We start from the raw sequence: 16,028 nt of genomic DNA on the forward strand, positions 1-16,028 counted from the left end.
CTTCCATATTCAACTGTCAAAGAACCGACACACATCTGTGTCAAACAAGAACCGGAACGAACCGCTCGACCGCCAATCTCAGGTCAAACCCAAGAAGCTTCCGGAGCCTCAAAACCGAACCGGCGAGGCGCGGCTTATGATCGCTTTCGCTTCCGCTGTCAACTCTTTTTTTCAGAGCCGACCGACCTTTCAAGCTTTCGCCACCAGGCCTAAATTCTCAAGTCTTTTCAGACCGTTACGGCAAAACAAGAAACCAGTTTCTCATCCCACCCAAGAGACGAAACATCCGGCCGCCAGTGGCGCCGCCGCCGTCGTTGTGGCGCTATATAGGCCCCACTCCCCGAAACTGTCAACACCGAAAAACACGATTCTTGAAATTTTTTAGGTTACGGAACGGAAGCTCTTCCCTCCCCTCAAAAACAAAACGGACGGGCCCTCGCTGCCCGTCCGTTGTTTCATCGCCCCTTCCCGCCGGCTCGCCACCCGCTAGCTGAGCCGCCCCCTTTTATACAGGATTAGGCGATGACCTGCCCCGCCGCATCGAACCGATAAGTTCTGGCCGGATCGGGCGTCGCATAAAGCGTCGCGCCCGGCTGAGCCTGATATTCTCCGAACAACCGCACCGTGATGAGCCCGGCTTCCTTGCTGTCGAGATAAAGATTGGTATCGGCACCCAGATGCTCGACATGCATGACGCTGCCTGACCAGGTCCCGGATTTGGAATCCACCGTAATATGCTCCGGCCGGACGCCGATGGTCTTCACGCCGTTCTGGCCGAGACGCTCGGCATCGATGAAATTCATCTTGGGCGAGCCGATGAATCCGGCGACGAACAGATTGGCTGGCGCATTATAGAGCTCCATCGGCGCGCCGACCTGCTCGATCTTGCCATTGTTCAACACCACGATCTTGTCCGCGAGCGTCATCGCCTCGACCTGATCATGGGTTACATAGATCATCGTCGCCTTCAGTTCGCGGTGGAGCTTGGCGATTTCCAGCCTTGTGTTGACACGCAGCGCCGCGTCGAGATTGGAGAGCGGCTCGTCGAACAGGAACAGTTTCGGCTCGCGCACCAATGCCCGGCCGATGGCGACGCGCTGGCGCTGACCGCCCGAGAGTTCCGCCGGGCGGCGCGCGAGATATTGCTCGAGCGACAGCATCGATGAGGCCTTCGCCACCCGCGCGGTGATTTCCGCTGCCGGCGTGCCTGCCTGCTTGAGACCCAGCCCCATATTGTCGCGCACGCTCAAATGCGGATAGAGCGCATAGGTCTGGAACACCATGGCGATGCCGCGCTTGGCCGGCGAAATATGCCCGGCAGCCTCGCCGTCGATCAGCACCTCGCCCGAGGTCGCATCCTCAAGACCGGCGATGATTCGCAGCAGGGTCGATTTTCCGCAGCCGGACGGTCCGACGAAAACGACCAGCTCGCCATCCTTCACGTCGAGATCGATGCCCTTCAAGACATCGACCGAACCGAAGGATTTGCGGATATTTTCGAGTTTCAACGTACCCAAAACGATGTTCCTATTTTAAAGCTTGACGGCCTTGCCCGTGCGCACGCTTTCATCCGCCGCAAGGCAGATAGCGAGCGACTGCACGGCGTCGTCCATATGGCGGGTAAGGTCCAGGTCCTCGCGGATCGCCTTCAGCATATAGGCCTGTTCCAGATCGCAGAGCTTCTGATGGTCCGGCTCGCCTTCCATCGAAAGATGCCGGTCGGTTTCCGCCAGATTGCCCTCGCTATCCAGCTTCGCCGGATGGACCCGGATGACAGATGTTTTCGTATGCGTGTCGATATCCGCGGACTTCGCCCGCTCGTCCATGACGATGGAGACGGAGCCGTTCGGCGAGATGACATCCTTCACGAAGAAGGCCGTTTCCGACATCATCGGCCCCCATCCGGCCTCATACCAGCCGATGGAACCGTCATCGAATAGCACCTGCAGATGGCCGTAATTATACATAGCCTCGTCGATTTCCGGCGAGAGCCGCAAGCCCATGCCGCGCACTTCCACCGGCTTGGCATCGGTGATCTGGCACATCACATCGACATAATGCACGCCGCAATCGACGATCGGCGAGGTGCTCTGCATCAACTGCTTGTGCGTCCGCCAATGGTCGCCGCTCGATTGCTGGTTGAGGTTCATGCGGAAGACATAGGGACCGCCCAGCGCCCGCGCCTCGGCGATCAGCCGCATCCAGGAGGGATGATGGCGCAGGATATAGCCGACCACCAGCTTGCGCCCCCTCGCCTTCGCCACCTCCACCACGCGCTTCGCATCGGCGACATTGGGCGCCAGCGGCTTTTCCACGAACACATCCGCGCCCGCTTCCATCGCCTTAATGGCGTAGTCCGCATGCGTGTCGGAATAGGTGGCGATGCAGGCGAGCTCGGGCTTCAGTTCCTGCAAAGCCTCGTCGAAGGAATGGAAGAAAGGATAGCTCCGCAGCTCTTCGGGCAGATCGAGTCGCGAGCGGTTGACGAGGCCGACGATCTCGAAGCCGGGATTGTTGTGATAGGCCAGCGCATGGCTGAGGCCCATATGGCCAAGCCCGGCGACCAGCACCCGGATGGGTTTCGCGTTTTCTCCACTCATTTGACCGCTCCAGCCGTGATCCCGCGAATAAGCTGGCGGGAAAAGAAGAAATAGAGGATCAGCACCGGCAGGATCGCCAGCGACAGCGCGGCAAGCACCGCGTTCCAGTTGGTCACATATTGGCCGATGAACATCTGCGCCCCGAGCGTGACGGTCTTCGTCTCTTCAGCCGGCGCGAGGATCAGCGGGAACCACAAATCGTTCCAGATCGGGATCATGGTGAACACCGCAACCGTCGCCATGGCCGGCCGCACCAGCGGCAGCACGAGGCGGAAGAAAATCCGGTATTCGCTAAGCCCGTCAATGCGCCCGGCATTCTTCAGATCGTCCGAAACCTGCTTCATGAATTCCGACAGGATGAAGACCGCGAGCGGCAGCCCCTGCGCGGTATAGACGAGGATCAGCGATGTCAGCGTGTTGACGAGCCCGCCCGCCACCATCAGTTCCAGAATGGAAACCGTGCCGAGGCGGATCGGGATCATGATGCCGAGCGCCAGATAAAGCCCCATCAGCGTATTGCCGCGAAAGCGATATTCGGAAAGCGCGAAAGCCGCCATTGCGCCGAAGACCAGCACCAGCGCGATGGAGACGACCGTCACGATCAGGCTGTTCTGGAAATAAAGCAGGAAATTGCCCTGGCTTATCACCGTCTCGTAGCCGATGAGGCTGAATGTCTCCGGCGTCGGCACCTGCATCGGCATGCGGAAAATCGCATTGCGCGACTTGAACGAGTTGATGATGACGATGAAGACAGGAAACAGCGCGATCAGCGTATAGGTGATGAGGATCGCGTGGGCGGCGATGGTGCGGGGGAGTGAATGAGTGGCTTTGCTCATCGCCTGCCCTCCTAGAACTGATACCGGCGCAGGCGCCGCTGGATGCCGAAAAGATAGAGGCAGACGCCGACGAGGATGATGAGGAACATCACGGTCGCCACCGCCGCGCCCATGTTCCGGTCGCCCACCTGCAGCTGGAAGCCGAAGAAGGTGCGGAACAGGAAGGTGCCGAGAATATCAGTCGAATAATTCGGCCCCGCCAGCGCGCCTTGCGTCGTGTAGATCAAGTCGAAGGCATTGAAATTGCCCACGAAGGTCAGGATCGAGATGATGCCGATGGAAGGCAGGATCAGCGGCAGCTTGATCTTCCAGAACTGCGCGGGACCCGTGATGCCGTCACATTCCGCCGCCTCGATGATCTCATCGGGGATCGAAAGCAGCGCCGCATAGATCAGCATCATCGGAATGCCGATGAACTGCCAGACGGAGATGAGGCTGACCGCGATGAGGGCAGAGCGCTCCTGTCCGAGCCAGGGCGAGAACAGGCTCTTAAGGCCGACGAGATCGAGCATGTTGGGGGCGATGCCCCAGAGCGGCGAGAGGATCAGCTTCCAGATGAAGCCGACGATGACGAACGACAGGATCGTCGGAATGAAGATCGCCGACCGGTAGAAGGCGCTGAACCGCAGCTTCGGATGGCTCAGCAGCGCCGCCAGCAGGACACCGATGGGGTTCTGCACGATCATATGAATGATAAAGAACCAGACATTGTTGACGAACGCATTCCAGAAGCTCGCCGCCCAGCGCGGATCGCCGAACAGCGTGCGGAAATTGTCGAGGCCGACAAAGGTGGAGACATTGTTTTCGGCCCGGAACAGCGACAATTGCAGCGTGCCGAACAGCGGCAGGATCATCACCGCCGTATAGATCAGAACCGCCGGCGCGAGAAAAACCGCGATATGCCATCGCACGGGCCTGCTCTTTGCGGTGGGTGTGGTCATGCGTTCTGTCAGCCTTCTGACTGTATTTTCATTGGGATGCGGGCGGCGCGTTCGCGCTTCCCTCCCCCTTGCGGGGAGGGTGGCCCGAAGGGTCGGGTGGGGGTGGTGGCGTTCCGCCAAGGTCTCAAGCAGAGGCGCAACGTCACCACCCCCATCCGCCCGCTAACGCGGGCACCTTCCCCGCAAGGGGGAAGGAGGGCACCCTTCCGCGACCCTCCCCGCAAGGGGGAGGGAAAGCGCTCTTCCGCCACCCTCCCCCCGGGGAGAAGGAGGGTGCATCATCACTTCGCCGGCTTATACCAGCTATCCAGACCCTTCTGCAGCTTCTCAGCCGCTTGTTCCGGCGTATCGGTCCCGTTGATCACATTCGCCGACTCGATCCAGGTCTCGTTTTCGAGGTTTGGCGTACCGCGCGACAGGATCTGGTAGGTGGAGCGGATCGTGGGCTTGCACTTCTCGCGCCAGGAGACGAATTCCTGCGCCAGCGGGTCCTGCATCTTCACCGGCGTGGAGGACAGGCTGAAGAAGCCCGGCAGCGCGTTGGCGTAGATTTCAGCGAATTCAGGCGAGGCCACCCATTCGAGGAACTTCTTCGCCGCTTCCGGATGCTTGGTCTTGGCGTTCATGCCGATGCCAAGGTCCGTATGGTCGGAGATGTAGCAGGTGTCGCCGGCTTGTCTCACCGGGGGCGGGAAGGCGCCCATCTTGAACTGCGCTTGCGTGTTGAAGGTCGAGATTTCCCAGGAACCGGCCGGGTAGATCGCGGCACGGCCGAGCGTGAACAGGTTCTGGCTATCGGGATAGGTTTGCGCCTCGAAGCCGTCGCCGAGATAATCCTTCCAGCGGGCGAGCGTCTTGAACGGCTCGACCCATTGCGGATCGGTCAGCTTCTCCTTGCCTTCGATCAGCGCCTTGCGGCCTTCCTCGCCCTTCCAATAGTTCGGGCCGATATTCTGATAGCCCATGGTCGCGGCTTCCCAGAGATCCTTGGTGCCCATCGCCATCGGGATGTAATTGCCGTCTTTCTTGATCGCGTCGAGCGCGGCGAAGAACTCTTCCTCCGTCTGCGGAACCTTCAGGCCGAGCTTGTCGAAGGCTTCCTGGTTATAGATGAAGCCGTGGATGACCGACGCCACCGGCACGCAGAATGTGTCCTTGCCATCGTCAGTGATCCAGGCCGACTTGGCGACAGGGCTGAATTTGTCGATGCCGGGCAGATCGTTGAGCGAGGCAAGCTGTCCCTTCTGGAACAGAGCCAGCGACTTGTCGAACGGACGGCAGGTGATGATGTCGCCCGCCGAACCGGCATCGAGCTTGGCGCCCAGCGCGGCATCATATTCCGTCGGCGCGGACGGGTTGAACTTCAGCTTGATGCCCGGATTCTTCGCCTCGAAGGCCGGAATCAGCTTTTCATTCCAGATCGGCAGGTCGTCGTTACGCCAGCTTTCGATATTCAGCGTCACGTCTTCCGCATTAGCCGCCCCGGCAAAGCCGAGCGTGGCGGAGGCCAGCAACACCGCGATCATTGTCTTGTTCATGATATTTCTCCCCTTTTGCGCCTGATGGCGCGTTGTTCCCGCATAAGCCTAAAATTATGCAGCACACTCTAATAGGAACCGAAATTCCCCTCTAATTCGACAAGCGCCGGACGCAGTTTCTGCCCGTTGCCGTCGAGAAGCTTTTGCGCGGTGCCGATATCCGCCGCGCCCGCCGCCAGAAGAACCGCAGGCTTGACCGCGCCGCCCGCCTCATCGAGACAGGCCACGGCTTTTTCAAGGCCGCAATTCGCTATGGAGGCGACGATATGCGCCGCCCTCGCCTTCAGCTTCTGATTATCCGCATGGAGGTTGACCATGTAGCCGTCATGGACATGCCCCAGCCGGATGGCCGCGAGCGTCGACAGAAGGTTCAGCGCGATTTTCTGGGCGGTCCCTGCGCCCATGCGGGTGGACCCCGCTATGATTTCCGGCGGCGTCGCCAGGAGAATGCCGATATCGGCCTCCTCAAGGATCGGCGCGCCGGGATTATTGGCCATGGCGATGGTTTTCGCGCCACGGCTTTTCGCAGCCTGAAGCGCACCGACCGCATAGGGCGTCGACCCGCTGGCTGAAATGGCAATGAGGCAATCATTCGCGCCGGGATCGGCGGCAAGGACGTCTTCGCGCCCTTTCTCCGCATGATCCTCCGGCGCGCCGGTCAGATTGATGAGACTGTCGACCCCGCCCGCAAGCAGAATGACGATACGGTCACGCGGGATGCCGAATGTGCCGGGCAGTTCCAGCGCGTCGGCCAGCGCCATCAGTCCCGAGCTTCCGGCAGCCGCATAGATGATCCGCCCGCCCTTTTCGAGCGCGTCGGCCGCCAGACCGGCGGCAAGGGCAATGTCACGGGAAACACCGGAAACGACAGCGGCGGCCTCTTCCTGCGCTTTCGCAAGCAGCGAAGCGATCTCATGCGGCTGACGGCAATCGAGGCCGCGCGCCTCCTCATTGAGCTGTTCGGTCCGGTTGAGGGCCATTTTTGTTCTCCCACGCCTTGATAATGCCAAAAAAATACCACTTGTCCAGAGACCTTAACGGTTTCTTGCGATGAAATTTCACCCCACAGAAAAATATCCTTAATTTCCAAAGATTTGTGAATTTGACGCGGCAAGCGGGTTTTGGCTCTTGGCTATTGGTACTTTATTGGTATCATTGGGGAGCAGGAGGCATCAGCGCGTGGAACTATTTCTCGGAATTGACGGCGGCGGCACCGGATGCCGCGCAGCGCTGGCTGACGACACGGGCCGGATCATAGGTCGCGGCAAGAGCGGCGCGGCCAACATTATGACTGATATCGACAGGGCGCGGACGAATGTGCTCGCTGCGGCCGGGCAGGCTCTGGCGGAAGCCAGGCTTGACGAGAGCGCCTATGGCTCGATCTCCGCCGTGCTCGGCCATGCAGGGGCGAACGTCAACAACAATGGCGCGCGCTTCGAAGAGATGCTGCCCTTCGCCCGCGCCACCGTGAAATCCGATGTGATCATCGCGCTGCATGGCGCGGTCGGGGACGGGGACGGCACGGTCGTCGTTCTCGGCACCGGCTCGGTGTTCGTCACGCGCGAGAAGGGCCATATCCGCACCATCGGCGGCTGGGGCTTCAAGGTGAGCGATCTTGCCAGCGGCGCCCGCCTGGGCCGCGATCTGCTGGAGGAGGCGCTGCTGGCCCATGACGGCGTCCACCCCGCCACACCGCTTGCCGAAAAGACCATGGCGCTGTTCGAGAACAATCCGGACAGGATTGTCACCTTCGCCCGCGACGCCCTCCCCAACGATTTCGGAACTTATGCCCCCCTCGTTTTCGAATATGCCGACAAGGGCGATCCGCTCGGGCGTCAGCTTATCGAGCGGGCGGTGAAGACCATCGAGGAAGCGCTCGACGCCATCATGCCCGCGGATAAGGTGCCGCTCTGCCTGATCGGCGGCCTCGGCCCTCTTTACGCGGAGAGGCTTTCGCCCAAATATCGCGAGCGCATCCGCCCGCCCCTGGACGACGCCCTCGGCGGAGCGGTCAAGCTTGCATTTCAACTCTATGGGCGCGAGGCGGGCCATCATGGCTGACTCCATGCAATCCGTTTTCGCCGGCATTGCGGCGCAATCGCCCGGAAGCGGCCCGCTTTACGTTAAATTGAAGCGGATCATCGAGGGCGCCGTGGAGCGCGGACTGATCAAGTCGGGCGACGCCCTGCCGCCCGAGCGCGAGATCGCCAGCATGGCCGACGTCTCGCGCGTCACCGTGCGCAAGGCGGTGCAGGAGCTGGTGAAGGAAGGGCTGCTCATCCAGCGCCACGGCTCCGGCACCTTCGTCGCCTCGCGGGTCAAGCCCGTGGAGCAATATCTGACGCAGCTCACCTCTTTTACCGAGGACATGGCGCGGCGCGGCATGATCGTGCGCTCGGTCTGGCTCGACCGGGGCCTTTATGTCCCCTCCCCCGAGGAAATGGTGACGCTCGGCCTCACATCAGGCGAAAAGGTCGCCCGCATCAGCCGCCTCCGCGTCGCCAACGATACGCCCATGGCCATCGAGCGGGCGGCGCTTTCGCCCGCCGTTCTGCCGCGCCCGGAGGATGTAACCACCTCGCTTTATGCGGTGCTGGCGGAAAACGGCAACCGGCCGGTGCGCGCCATCCAGCGCATATCGGCGGCGATCCTCAGGGAAAACGACGCCCGCCTGCTCGACGTGCAGCCGGGCTCCGCCAGCCTCAATATCGAGCGCATTTCCTATCTCGAATCCGGCAAGGTGGTCGAGTTCACCCGCTCGATCTACCGCGCCGATGCCTATGAGTTTATTGCCGAGTTGCGCCTGAGCGAAGCCTCGGGCCAACAGGCGGAAGCAGCAGGAGCAGTTCTTTGACGAGTGAAGCCACCCTCATGCGTGCCGAAATCAACTCCATTCCGGATGTGGTTGCGCGCTTTCTCGATGCGTCAGACGAAACGATGCGCAAGGCGGGCGACCGTTTGCGCGAGAAGAACCCAGCCTTCCTCGCCTCCATCGCCCGCGGCTCCTCCGACCATGCCGCGACCTATCTGAAATATGTCGCCGAACTCACCGCCGGCATTCCCGTCGCCTCGCTCGGCCCTTCCGTCGCCTCGATCTATGGCGCGAAGCTGAAACTGGAGGGCGCCGCCGCCATCGCCATTTCCCAATCCGGCAAGAGCCCTGACATCGTGACCATGGCGACCATGGCGCGGGAAAGCGGTGCCCTCACCTATGCCATCAGCAACGCGCCCGATTCCCCCTTGGCGCAGGCGAGCGATGTCGCCATCGACATTCTTGCCGGACCGGAAAAAAGTGTCGCGGCGACGAAGACCTTCATCGCCTCCGCCGTCGCCGGTCTTTCCCTTCTGGCACACTGGACCGGCGACACGGAGCTTCTCGCCGCGCTGAAGCAACTGCCGCAATCCTTGAGCGATGCGCTCCATTGCGATTGGTCGCCTCTGGCTGAAGCGCTGGAAGGCCGCGACTCCCTCTATGTTCTGGGACGCGGCCCCTCCTTCGCCATCGCCAACGAGACGGCCTTGAAGTTCAAGGAAACCAGCTCCATCCACGCCGAAGCCTATAGCGCAGCGGAGGTGCTGCATGGCCCCGTCGCCATCGTCGGCGAGGCTTTCCCGGTGCTGGCGCTCGCCGCCCGCGACCAGGCGGAACAATCCGTCTTGGAGACCTGCGACCGCATCGCCGCGCAGGGCGCAGCCGTCTTCGTCACCTCGACGAAGAAAACCGCCGCAACCGCCCTCCCCTTCGTCGCCACGGCGCATCCGCTGACCGATCCGCTGGCGCTGCTCGTCTCCTTCTACGGCTTCGTCGAAAAGCTCTCGCGCCATCGCGGCTTCAACCCGGACCAGCCCCCCCACTTACGCAAAGTGACGGAAACCATATGAGCGAACGATATGCCCTGACCGCGCCGCGCCTTTTCGATGGCGAAGAATGGCACGACGACGCGGCCCTCATCGTCAATGGCGGGCTCATCGAGGACGTCGTACCCGCGGATACGGTTCCCGCAGGTTTACATACAGTCATGTATGAAGGCGGCATGATCGTCCCCGGCTTCATCGACCTGCAGGTCAATGGCGGCGGCGGCGTGCTGCTGAACGAGCAGCCCGATCTCGACGGCATCAGAACCATCTGCGCCGCTCATGCCCAGTTCGGCACGACTGGGCTCTTGCCCACGCTTATCACCGACACCCCCGAGATCACTGCCGCAACCATCGCCGCCGGAGAAGCCGCAACACGCGAAAACCTGCCCGGCTTCCTCGGCCTGCATCTCGAAGGCCCGCATCTGTCGGTGGCGCGCAAGGGCACGCACCACCCCGCCCTCATCCGTCCGATGGAGGATGCCGACCTCGCGCGGCTGATCGAGGCGCGAAAGCACCTGCCGGTGCTGCTGACGACCGTCGCACCGGAAAACACCACCGCCGGGCAGATCAGGACGCTTGCCGAGGCCGGCATCATCGTCAGCCTCGGCCACTCCGATTGCTCCTATGCCACGGCGCGTGAGGCCGCTGCGGCCGGCGCGTCCATGGTGACCCACCTCTTCAACGCCATGAGCCCGCTCGGCCACCGCGAGCCGGGCATGGTCGGCGCGGCGCTCGATATCGGGAGCCTCAATGTTGGCCTCATCGCCGACGGGTTCCATGTCGATCCGGCGGCCATGCGCGTCGCGCTTCGGGGCAAAGCGGGACCGGGCCGTATCTTCCTCGTCACCGACGCCATGTCGACCATCGGCACCGATCAGACGCACTTCACCCTCAACGGCCGCACCATCCATCGCGCAGGCGGCCGCCTCACGCTTGCCGACGGAACGCTGGCGGGCGCGGATCTCGACATGATCTCCGCCGTCCGCTTCATCCACGAGACTATCGGCCTGCCGCTCGCGGAAGCCCTGCGCATGGCCTCGCTCTATCCGGCTGAAAGCATCGGCCTCGGCGGCGAGCTGGGTGCCCTCCGCCCCGGAATGCGCGCCAGCCTCCTGCATCTGGACGATACGCTTGCCGTGACGAGAACGATCATCGATGGAAAAATCGTCTTCGGCCAGCCCCTGAAATAGAATATAAAACACTTGCGGCCAGGCAGTCGAGTTTCTAGGGTCCCGGCAAAATTTGGCGGGAAGCGCATGCTGACGAAGAAGGGTAAGTACGGCCTCAAGGCGATGGTGCATCTGGCCGAAATCGCCGATGGCCAACTGGCATCCGTGCAGGAAATCGCGGCCATGCGCCGGATTCCGCGCAAGTTTCTCGACAATATCCTCGCGGAATTGCGCAATGCCGGGCTGGTGACGAGCCGCAAGGGCAAGGGCGGCGGCTTCCGTCTTGCCCAGCCCGCCAATGAAATTCACATCGGCAACATCATCCGCGTCCTCGATGGGCCGTTGGCGCCGATTTCCTGCGCCAGCAAGACCGATTACCGCCCGTGCGAGGACTGCACGGAAGACGATTGCGAAGTGCGCCGCATGATGCTGGAAGTGCGCGAAGCAGTCGCCGCCATCCTCGACAATAAGACGCTGGCGGAAGCGGGCGCCCCGGTGGTGGATGCGCTGGTGGGGGAGTAGATTTAGTCTTGTAATCTTGGCGCTCTACGGCGCCCGGCTCGCGCCCCCTTCCCCCTTGCGGGGAAGGAGGGTGCGAGTCCCCGTACCCCTATTTCGTCAAACAATTCTTCATCGAATCCGCCAGATTCCGTATCAGCTGCGGATAAAGCTCCGGCCCATCCTTCAACGTAGACCCCAGCGGATCGAGCACGCCGGACTTCGCCTTGGTCCCCTCGATCACCGTATTGACCAGACGCGGCTCGAACTGCGGTTCCGCGAAGACGCAGGTCGCGCCCAGCTGCTCGATCTTGTTGTGGATCTCCTCGACGCGCTGCGCACCGGGCGTGTTTTCCGGATTGACCGTGATCGAGCCCGCCACGTCAACGCCGAAGCGCTTCTCGAAATATTGATAGGCGTCGTGGAAGACGATGAACGGCTTGTCCTTGACCGGCGCAAGCTCAGCAGCCACTTCTTTCGTCAGCGCGTCGAGCTTCTTATTATATGCTGCCGCATTGCTCTTATATTGCTCCGCATGGGCAGGATCGGCTTTTGCAAGCGTCGCTGCGATATCGTTCACCATCAGCTTCGCATTGTCAGGATCGAGCCAGAGATGCAAATCATATTCGCCGTGTTCGTGATCATGATGCGCGTGGCCGGCCTCGCCCTCCTCTTCATGCGCGTGATCGTGGCCCTCGCCGCCATGGTCATGCGCTTCGAACGGGCCGCCTTCGCGGAAAGGAAGCTTGGTCAGGCCAGGCGTATTTTCCAGCGCGACGACCTCCGCGCCTTCACCCAGCGTTTCCAGCGGCTTTTTCAAAAAATTCTCCATGCCGGGCCCCATCCAGAAGATGACCTTGGCGTTCTGGATCGCCTCGGCATCGGAAGGCTTGAGACTATAGCCATGCTCCGAACCCATGCCCTGCACGATCACCGTGGGCTTCCCGACGCCTTGCATCACTGCAGCGACCAGCGACTCCACCGGCTTGATCGAAGCCACGACGCCTTCCCGGCCGGCTGCGAAGGCAGAGCCTGCCGACGCGCACATAGCGGAAGCGAGCAGAAAGGAACGGAAAAGTCTCATGATATCCTCCTTGGTTTGCATGGGACGTGGGGACCGGACACACTGATATGTTATTAAATAACATCAGTTGCGTTACGCTATAACGTCTGTCATAAGGCCTGGCAAGTGTTCGCAGGGGAAAATGTCATGTCAACCTTACCCCCCCTTATTGAGATCCGGCACGCCGGCGTGGTGCGCGGCGGCAGGCGGCTCGTGCGCGACATCAGCCTGCAATTGGCGCGAGGCGAAATCGTGACCCTGATCGGGCCGAATGGCGCGGGGAAAAGCACCACCGCCAAGCTGGCGCTGAAAATCATGAAGCCGGACGAAGGCGAAGTGATCCACGCGCCGGGGCTGCGCGTGGGCTATGTGCCGCAAAAGCTGGCAATAGACTGGACCATGCCCTTGACCGTGGCGCGGCTGATCACCCTGACTGCCTCGCGGACGCAAGATGAAATTGCCGGGGCGCTCGAGGCGGTCGGCATCCCGCATCTGGCGAAGGCCGAGCTGCGCCATCTCTCGGGCGGCGAGTTCCAGCGCGCGCTGCTGGCCCGCGCCATCGCGCGCCGGCCGGATGTGCTCGTCCTCGACGAGCCCGTGCAGGGCGTGGATTTCGCCGGGGAAGCTGCTCTTTACGAGCTGATCGAAAAGGTGCGCGACGCCATCCATTGCGGCATTCTTCTCGTCTCGCACGATTTGCATGTGGTGATGGCCGCGACCGACCGCGTCATCTGCCTCAATGGCCATATATGCTGCAGCGGCACGCCCAAGGATGTGGCGGCAAGCGAGGAATATATCCGGCTCTTCGGTCCCCATGCGGCGGGATCGCTTGCGGTCTATGAGCATCGTCACGATCATACACATCTTGCCGATGGCCGTGTCCGCCACGCCGATGGCACCATTACCGACCATTGTCACGAGCATGACGGGCATCATTCATGAACTGGCATAGCTCACAGCGGGGGACATCATGCTTGACGATTTCTTCGTCCGCGCGCTCATAGCCGGCGTCGGCCTCGCGCTCACCACCGGGCCGCTCGGCTGTTTCATCATCTGGCGGCGCATGGCCTATTTCGGCGACACCATGGCCCATTCGGCGCTGCTGGGCGTCGCGCTCGCCTTCTTTTTCGACATCAACCTGATGATCGGCGTCTTCGCCGTCGCCCTGCTGATCGCCGTGCTGCTTCTGTTCTTGCAGCGCCGCGAATCGCTTTCCACCGATTCGCTCCTCGGCATCCTCTCCCATTCCACGCTGGCGCTCGGCCTGGTCATGGTCGCGTTCATGACCTGGATAAGGGTCGATCTGCTGGGCTTCCTGTTCGGCGACATCCTCTCGGTCTCGAAATCCGATATCGCCTTCATCTATGGCGGCGGGCTTTTCGTGCTGCTGGTCATGGCATGGCTCTGGCGGCCTCTGCTTGCCGCGACCGTCAATGAGGATATCGCCCAGGCGGAAGGCCTCAATCCCGATCGTTCGCGCATGATTTTCATGCTGCTCATGGCCCTCGTCATCGCCATCGCGATGAAGATCGTCGGCATCCTCCTGATCACCGCCCTTCTCATCATCCCCGCGGCGACGGCGCGGCGCTTCTCGAGCACCCCGGAGCAGATGGCCGTCTTCGCCTCGCTCCTGGGCGCGGGCGCGGTCATCGCCGGGCTGTTCGGCTCGCTGCACTTCGACACCCCCTCAGGCCCGTCCATCGTCGTGGCCGCATTAGGGGTTTTTATTTTGAGCCTGCTGCCACTACATATACTTTATCAACCACAACATGCGAGGGACGCGCATTCCAATGACGAGCAGACCTGAGCTTACCCGTAATCAGAGCCTGGTCTTCGATGCACTGGCCAAGGCCGAGGGGCCGATGAGTGCCTATACGATCCTCGACAAGCTGCGCGACGATGGCTTCCGCGCACCGTTGCAGGTCTACCGGGCCCTCGACAAGCTCATGGATTTCGGCATCGTGCATCGCGTCGAAAGCCTCAACGCCTTCGTCGCCTGCGCCCATCCCGAGTGCGGCCAGCACGGCGTCGTCGCCTTCGCCATCTGCGACAAATGCGGCCATGTCTCGGAATTTTCCGATGAGGTCATCGAGGGGCAAGTCCGGGGCCGCGCGAACAGCAACGGCTTCAAGCTTTCCAAAACCACCATCGAAATTCGCGGCACCTGTGCCAACTGTTTGAGTAGCTAGGGTATTTGGTTTTTGGCGGGAGCGATTTGCTTTTCTCTAACCTAGCGGCGGCGGCAGCGTCGAGGCATGGATTCCTGTGACAAGCACAGGAATGACGAATTGCTTGAATGTTCTTGATAACCTTCAACCTCAGTGCATGCACAACGGCTTACATTGGTGAGCCGCCATCCCCACTTCCGTCATTCCTGTGCTTGTCACAGGAATCCATGCCTCGACATTTCCATCGCTACAACGGTGTAAAGGGTTTGAGTGATTCCGTCTGAAAAGCAATTTACTTCAGGATATTTTTTGCGGGCAGAATCGCCCCTCATCCGGCCTCCCGTGCCTCTTCATCTCCTCACGATTGATAGACAATGACCGCCCCAATTCCGGAGCGCCGGGCTCGCGACAGACCCTTCCCCGCCCTGCATTTCCGGAGCAAAACGCACCCCACCGCAGCCACTCCAAGTATTTCAAAACATAAAATATCGCTCCCTATAAATTGGGAGATATTATTTGGAGTAAATATGCGCAATATGAACAAAAACCATTTGCCAACCATCAGTTTATCCGCAAGTTTTATCATGAATTACTACAAATTTAAGAATCCACTTAATTTCGATTTCACTAATGGACGCAACTATCCGCCGCGGGGCGGATAGACCGGTTTTATTGTCGGTATTCCACTAGGCATGACTCGTCGATTTCGCCTCAAGAAAGTCTTAAGGCGATTGAGGAGCAATCATGCTACACTATGTCCACCCCAACCAAAGATTACAATACCGTTCATTGCTTGATGATTACTTTAGGCTTCGCAAGAAAATATTTCATGATAAGCTTGGATGGAGCGTAAAAATTACAGGAGACATGGAAAAAGACGTCTACGACACGATGGACTGTCTTTATATTCTTTCCACTGATGCAAAGGGGAAACTGCTGGGCGGCCTGCGCCAGATGGTCACGACAGGCCCGACCCTGACATGGGAAGCCTTCTCCGATCTCGTTCCTGATCGCACTAGCATCATGTCGCCGCGCGTGTGGGAAACGACCCGATTCTGCGTGTCGCCGGAAGCCTCGCATCTCAAATTCAACAGCGGCGTCAACCGCGTGGCCATCGAGCTTTCGCTTGGTGCCATCGAGTACGGCATCGAGCGCGGCGTTCACCGCCACATCGCCGTCTGCGAGCGCACAGTATTCGAACTGTGCCGCTCATTCCGCGTCCCCTCGGAAATCCTCGGCTCGCGCATCGAGCCTAACGGTTCGGAAATTCTTTGTGTGGCATGGGAGGTCAACGAAGAATCCGCTGCGAGGCTGAAATGGGCAGGATCGATGGCACAGGTGGCATAAAGACAATTTC

General features: G+C 60.7%; 17 protein-coding genes. 10 read left to right on the top strand and 7 right to left on the bottom strand.

Annotated features, from left to right (window positions below):
- Positions 1 to 385 (top strand): hypothetical protein (locus tag ACOWVG_RS06555; RefSeq protein ID WP_420960824.1); only part of this gene is annotated, 385 nt, incomplete at its 5' end.
- 130 nt (positions 386 to 515) lie between these two features.
- On the opposite strand, the gene ACOWVG_RS06560 is transcribed toward ACOWVG_RS06555, so the two are convergent.
- The 6 genes from ACOWVG_RS06560 to ACOWVG_RS06585 form a co-directional block, all read right to left on the bottom strand.
- Positions 516 to 1,517 (bottom strand): ABC transporter ATP-binding protein, encoded by a 1,002-nt coding sequence (locus tag ACOWVG_RS06560; RefSeq protein ID WP_420960826.1) that lies wholly within the window; start codon positions 1,515 to 1,517, stop codon positions 516 to 518.
- Positions 1,518 to 1,532: 15 nt separating this feature from the next.
- Positions 1,533 to 2,600, bottom strand: a complete 1,068-nt coding sequence (locus ACOWVG_RS06565) for a Gfo/Idh/MocA family protein (RefSeq protein ID WP_420960830.1) — start codon at positions 2,598 to 2,600, stop codon at positions 1,533 to 1,535.
- Positions 2,597 to 3,436, bottom strand: a complete 840-nt coding sequence (locus ACOWVG_RS06570) for a carbohydrate ABC transporter permease (protein ID WP_420960832.1) — start codon at positions 3,434 to 3,436, stop codon at positions 2,597 to 2,599. Before ACOWVG_RS06570 ends, ACOWVG_RS06565 begins: the two co-directional genes overlap by 4 nt.
- An 11-nt stretch (positions 3,437 to 3,447) precedes the next feature.
- Positions 3,448 to 4,377 (bottom strand): carbohydrate ABC transporter permease, encoded by a 930-nt coding sequence (locus tag ACOWVG_RS06575; protein ID WP_420960834.1) that lies wholly within the window; start codon positions 4,375 to 4,377, stop codon positions 3,448 to 3,450.
- Positions 4,378 to 4,658: 281 nt separating this feature from the next.
- Entirely contained in the window at positions 4,659 to 5,915 is a 1,257-nt protein-coding gene (locus ACOWVG_RS06580) for an ABC transporter substrate-binding protein (RefSeq protein ID WP_420960836.1), read from the bottom strand.
- Positions 5,916 to 5,983: 68 nt separating this feature from the next.
- Positions 5,984 to 6,895, bottom strand: coding sequence for an N-acetylmuramic acid 6-phosphate etherase (locus tag ACOWVG_RS06585; protein ID WP_420960838.1), 912 nt, complete (start codon positions 6,893 to 6,895; stop codon positions 5,984 to 5,986).
- A gap of 199 nt (positions 6,896 to 7,094) precedes the next feature.
- Between ACOWVG_RS06585 and ACOWVG_RS06590 the strand changes: the two genes are divergently transcribed.
- The 5 genes from ACOWVG_RS06590 (at position 7,095) to ACOWVG_RS06610 (ending at position 11,464) form a co-directional block, all read left to right on the top strand.
- A complete protein-coding gene (locus tag ACOWVG_RS06590) occupies positions 7,095 to 7,976 on the top strand; it encodes a BadF/BadG/BcrA/BcrD ATPase family protein (protein ID WP_420960840.1) in 882 nt (293 codons plus the stop codon).
- On the top strand, positions 7,969 to 8,769 hold the full coding sequence (locus tag ACOWVG_RS06595) for a GntR family transcriptional regulator (protein ID WP_420960842.1): 801 nt from the start codon (positions 7,969 to 7,971) through the stop codon (positions 8,767 to 8,769). Before ACOWVG_RS06590 ends, ACOWVG_RS06595 begins: the two co-directional genes overlap by 8 nt.
- A gap of 17 nt (positions 8,770 to 8,786) precedes the next feature.
- Positions 8,787 to 9,797, top strand: coding sequence for an SIS domain-containing protein (locus tag ACOWVG_RS06600; RefSeq protein ID WP_420960844.1), 1,011 nt, complete (start codon positions 8,787 to 8,789; stop codon positions 9,795 to 9,797).
- The gene (nagA, locus tag ACOWVG_RS06605) at positions 9,794 to 10,963 is read left to right on the top strand and encodes an N-acetylglucosamine-6-phosphate deacetylase (protein ID WP_420960846.1); all 1,170 of its coding nucleotides are present in this window, start codon (positions 9,794 to 9,796) and stop codon (positions 10,961 to 10,963) included. The genes ACOWVG_RS06600 and nagA overlap by 4 nt, the downstream gene beginning before the upstream one ends.
- A gap of 66 nt (positions 10,964 to 11,029) precedes the next feature.
- A complete protein-coding gene (locus ACOWVG_RS06610; protein WP_420960848.1) occupies positions 11,030 to 11,464 on the top strand; it encodes an RrF2 family transcriptional regulator in 435 nt (144 codons plus the stop codon).
- A gap of 88 nt (positions 11,465 to 11,552) precedes the next feature.
- Here the strand turns inward: ACOWVG_RS06610 and znuA are convergent, their stop codons facing one another.
- Complete coding sequence (znuA, locus tag ACOWVG_RS06615; protein ID WP_420960850.1) at positions 11,553 to 12,524, bottom strand: zinc ABC transporter substrate-binding protein ZnuA; 972 nt, start codon at positions 12,522 to 12,524, stop codon at positions 11,553 to 11,555.
- A 126-nt stretch (positions 12,525 to 12,650) separates the two neighbouring features.
- Here znuA and ACOWVG_RS06620 point away from each other — a divergent pair, with 126 nt between their 5' ends.
- The 4 genes from ACOWVG_RS06620 to ACOWVG_RS06635 all read left to right on the top strand — a co-directional run bounded on the left by ACOWVG_RS06620 (position 12,651) and on the right by ACOWVG_RS06635 (position 16,018).
- Complete coding sequence (locus tag ACOWVG_RS06620; protein ID WP_420960851.1) at positions 12,651 to 13,445, top strand: ATP-binding cassette domain-containing protein; 795 nt, start codon at positions 12,651 to 12,653, stop codon at positions 13,443 to 13,445.
- Between the two features lie 28 nt (positions 13,446 to 13,473).
- A complete protein-coding gene (gene znuB / locus ACOWVG_RS06625; protein ID WP_420960853.1) occupies positions 13,474 to 14,310 on the top strand; it encodes a zinc ABC transporter permease subunit ZnuB in 837 nt (278 codons plus the stop codon).
- Positions 14,294 to 14,692 (top strand): Fur family transcriptional regulator, encoded by a 399-nt coding sequence (locus ACOWVG_RS06630; RefSeq protein WP_420960856.1) that lies wholly within the window; start codon positions 14,294 to 14,296, stop codon positions 14,690 to 14,692. Before znuB ends, ACOWVG_RS06630 begins: the two co-directional genes overlap by 17 nt.
- 723 nt (positions 14,693 to 15,415) lie before the next feature.
- Positions 15,416 to 16,018 (top strand): acyl-homoserine-lactone synthase, encoded by a 603-nt coding sequence (locus tag ACOWVG_RS06635; protein WP_420960858.1) that lies wholly within the window; start codon positions 15,416 to 15,418, stop codon positions 16,016 to 16,018.
- Positions 16,019 to 16,028: the final 10 nt, after the last annotated feature.

This window comes from Brucella sp. IR073, assembly GCF_049065735.1.
GTDB lineage: Bacteria > Pseudomonadota > Alphaproteobacteria > Rhizobiales > Rhizobiaceae > Paramesorhizobium.

Bases quoted from the DNA above. Each gene is read 5' to 3' on its own strand.
- ACOWVG_RS06585 (WP_420960838.1), bottom strand. From the start codon at position 6,895: ATGGCCCTCAACCGGACCGAACAGCTCAATGAGGAGGCGCGCGGCCTC.
- ACOWVG_RS06565 (WP_420960830.1), bottom strand. From the start codon at position 2,600: ATGAGTGGAGAAAACGCGAAACCCATCCGGGTGCTGGTCGCCGGGCTT.
- ACOWVG_RS06610 (WP_420960848.1), top strand. From the start codon at position 11,030: ATGCTGACGAAGAAGGGTAAGTACGGCCTCAAGGCGATGGTGCATCTG.
- znuA (WP_420960850.1), bottom strand. From the start codon at position 12,524: ATGAGACTTTTCCGTTCCTTTCTGCTCGCTTCCGCTATGTGCGCGTCG.
- nagA (WP_420960846.1), top strand. From the start codon at position 9,794: ATGAGCGAACGATATGCCCTGACCGCGCCGCGCCTTTTCGATGGCGAA.
- ACOWVG_RS06630 (WP_420960856.1), top strand. From the start codon at position 14,294: ATGACGAGCAGACCTGAGCTTACCCGTAATCAGAGCCTGGTCTTCGAT.
- ACOWVG_RS06595 (WP_420960842.1), top strand. From the start codon at position 7,969: ATGGCTGACTCCATGCAATCCGTTTTCGCCGGCATTGCGGCGCAATCG.
- ACOWVG_RS06575 (WP_420960834.1), bottom strand. From the start codon at position 4,377: ATGACCACACCCACCGCAAAGAGCAGGCCCGTGCGATGGCATATCGCG.
- ACOWVG_RS06620 (WP_420960851.1), top strand. From the start codon at position 12,651: ATGTCAACCTTACCCCCCCTTATTGAGATCCGGCACGCCGGCGTGGTG.
- ACOWVG_RS06570 (WP_420960832.1), bottom strand. From the start codon at position 3,436: ATGAGCAAAGCCACTCATTCACTCCCCCGCACCATCGCCGCCCACGCG.
- ACOWVG_RS06635 (WP_420960858.1), top strand. From the start codon at position 15,416: ATGCTACACTATGTCCACCCCAACCAAAGATTACAATACCGTTCATTG.
- ACOWVG_RS06580 (WP_420960836.1), bottom strand. From the start codon at position 5,915: ATGAACAAGACAATGATCGCGGTGTTGCTGGCCTCCGCCACGCTCGGC.
- znuB (WP_420960853.1), top strand. From the start codon at position 13,474: ATGCTTGACGATTTCTTCGTCCGCGCGCTCATAGCCGGCGTCGGCCTC.
- ACOWVG_RS06600 (WP_420960844.1), top strand. From the start codon at position 8,787: ATGCGTGCCGAAATCAACTCCATTCCGGATGTGGTTGCGCGCTTTCTC.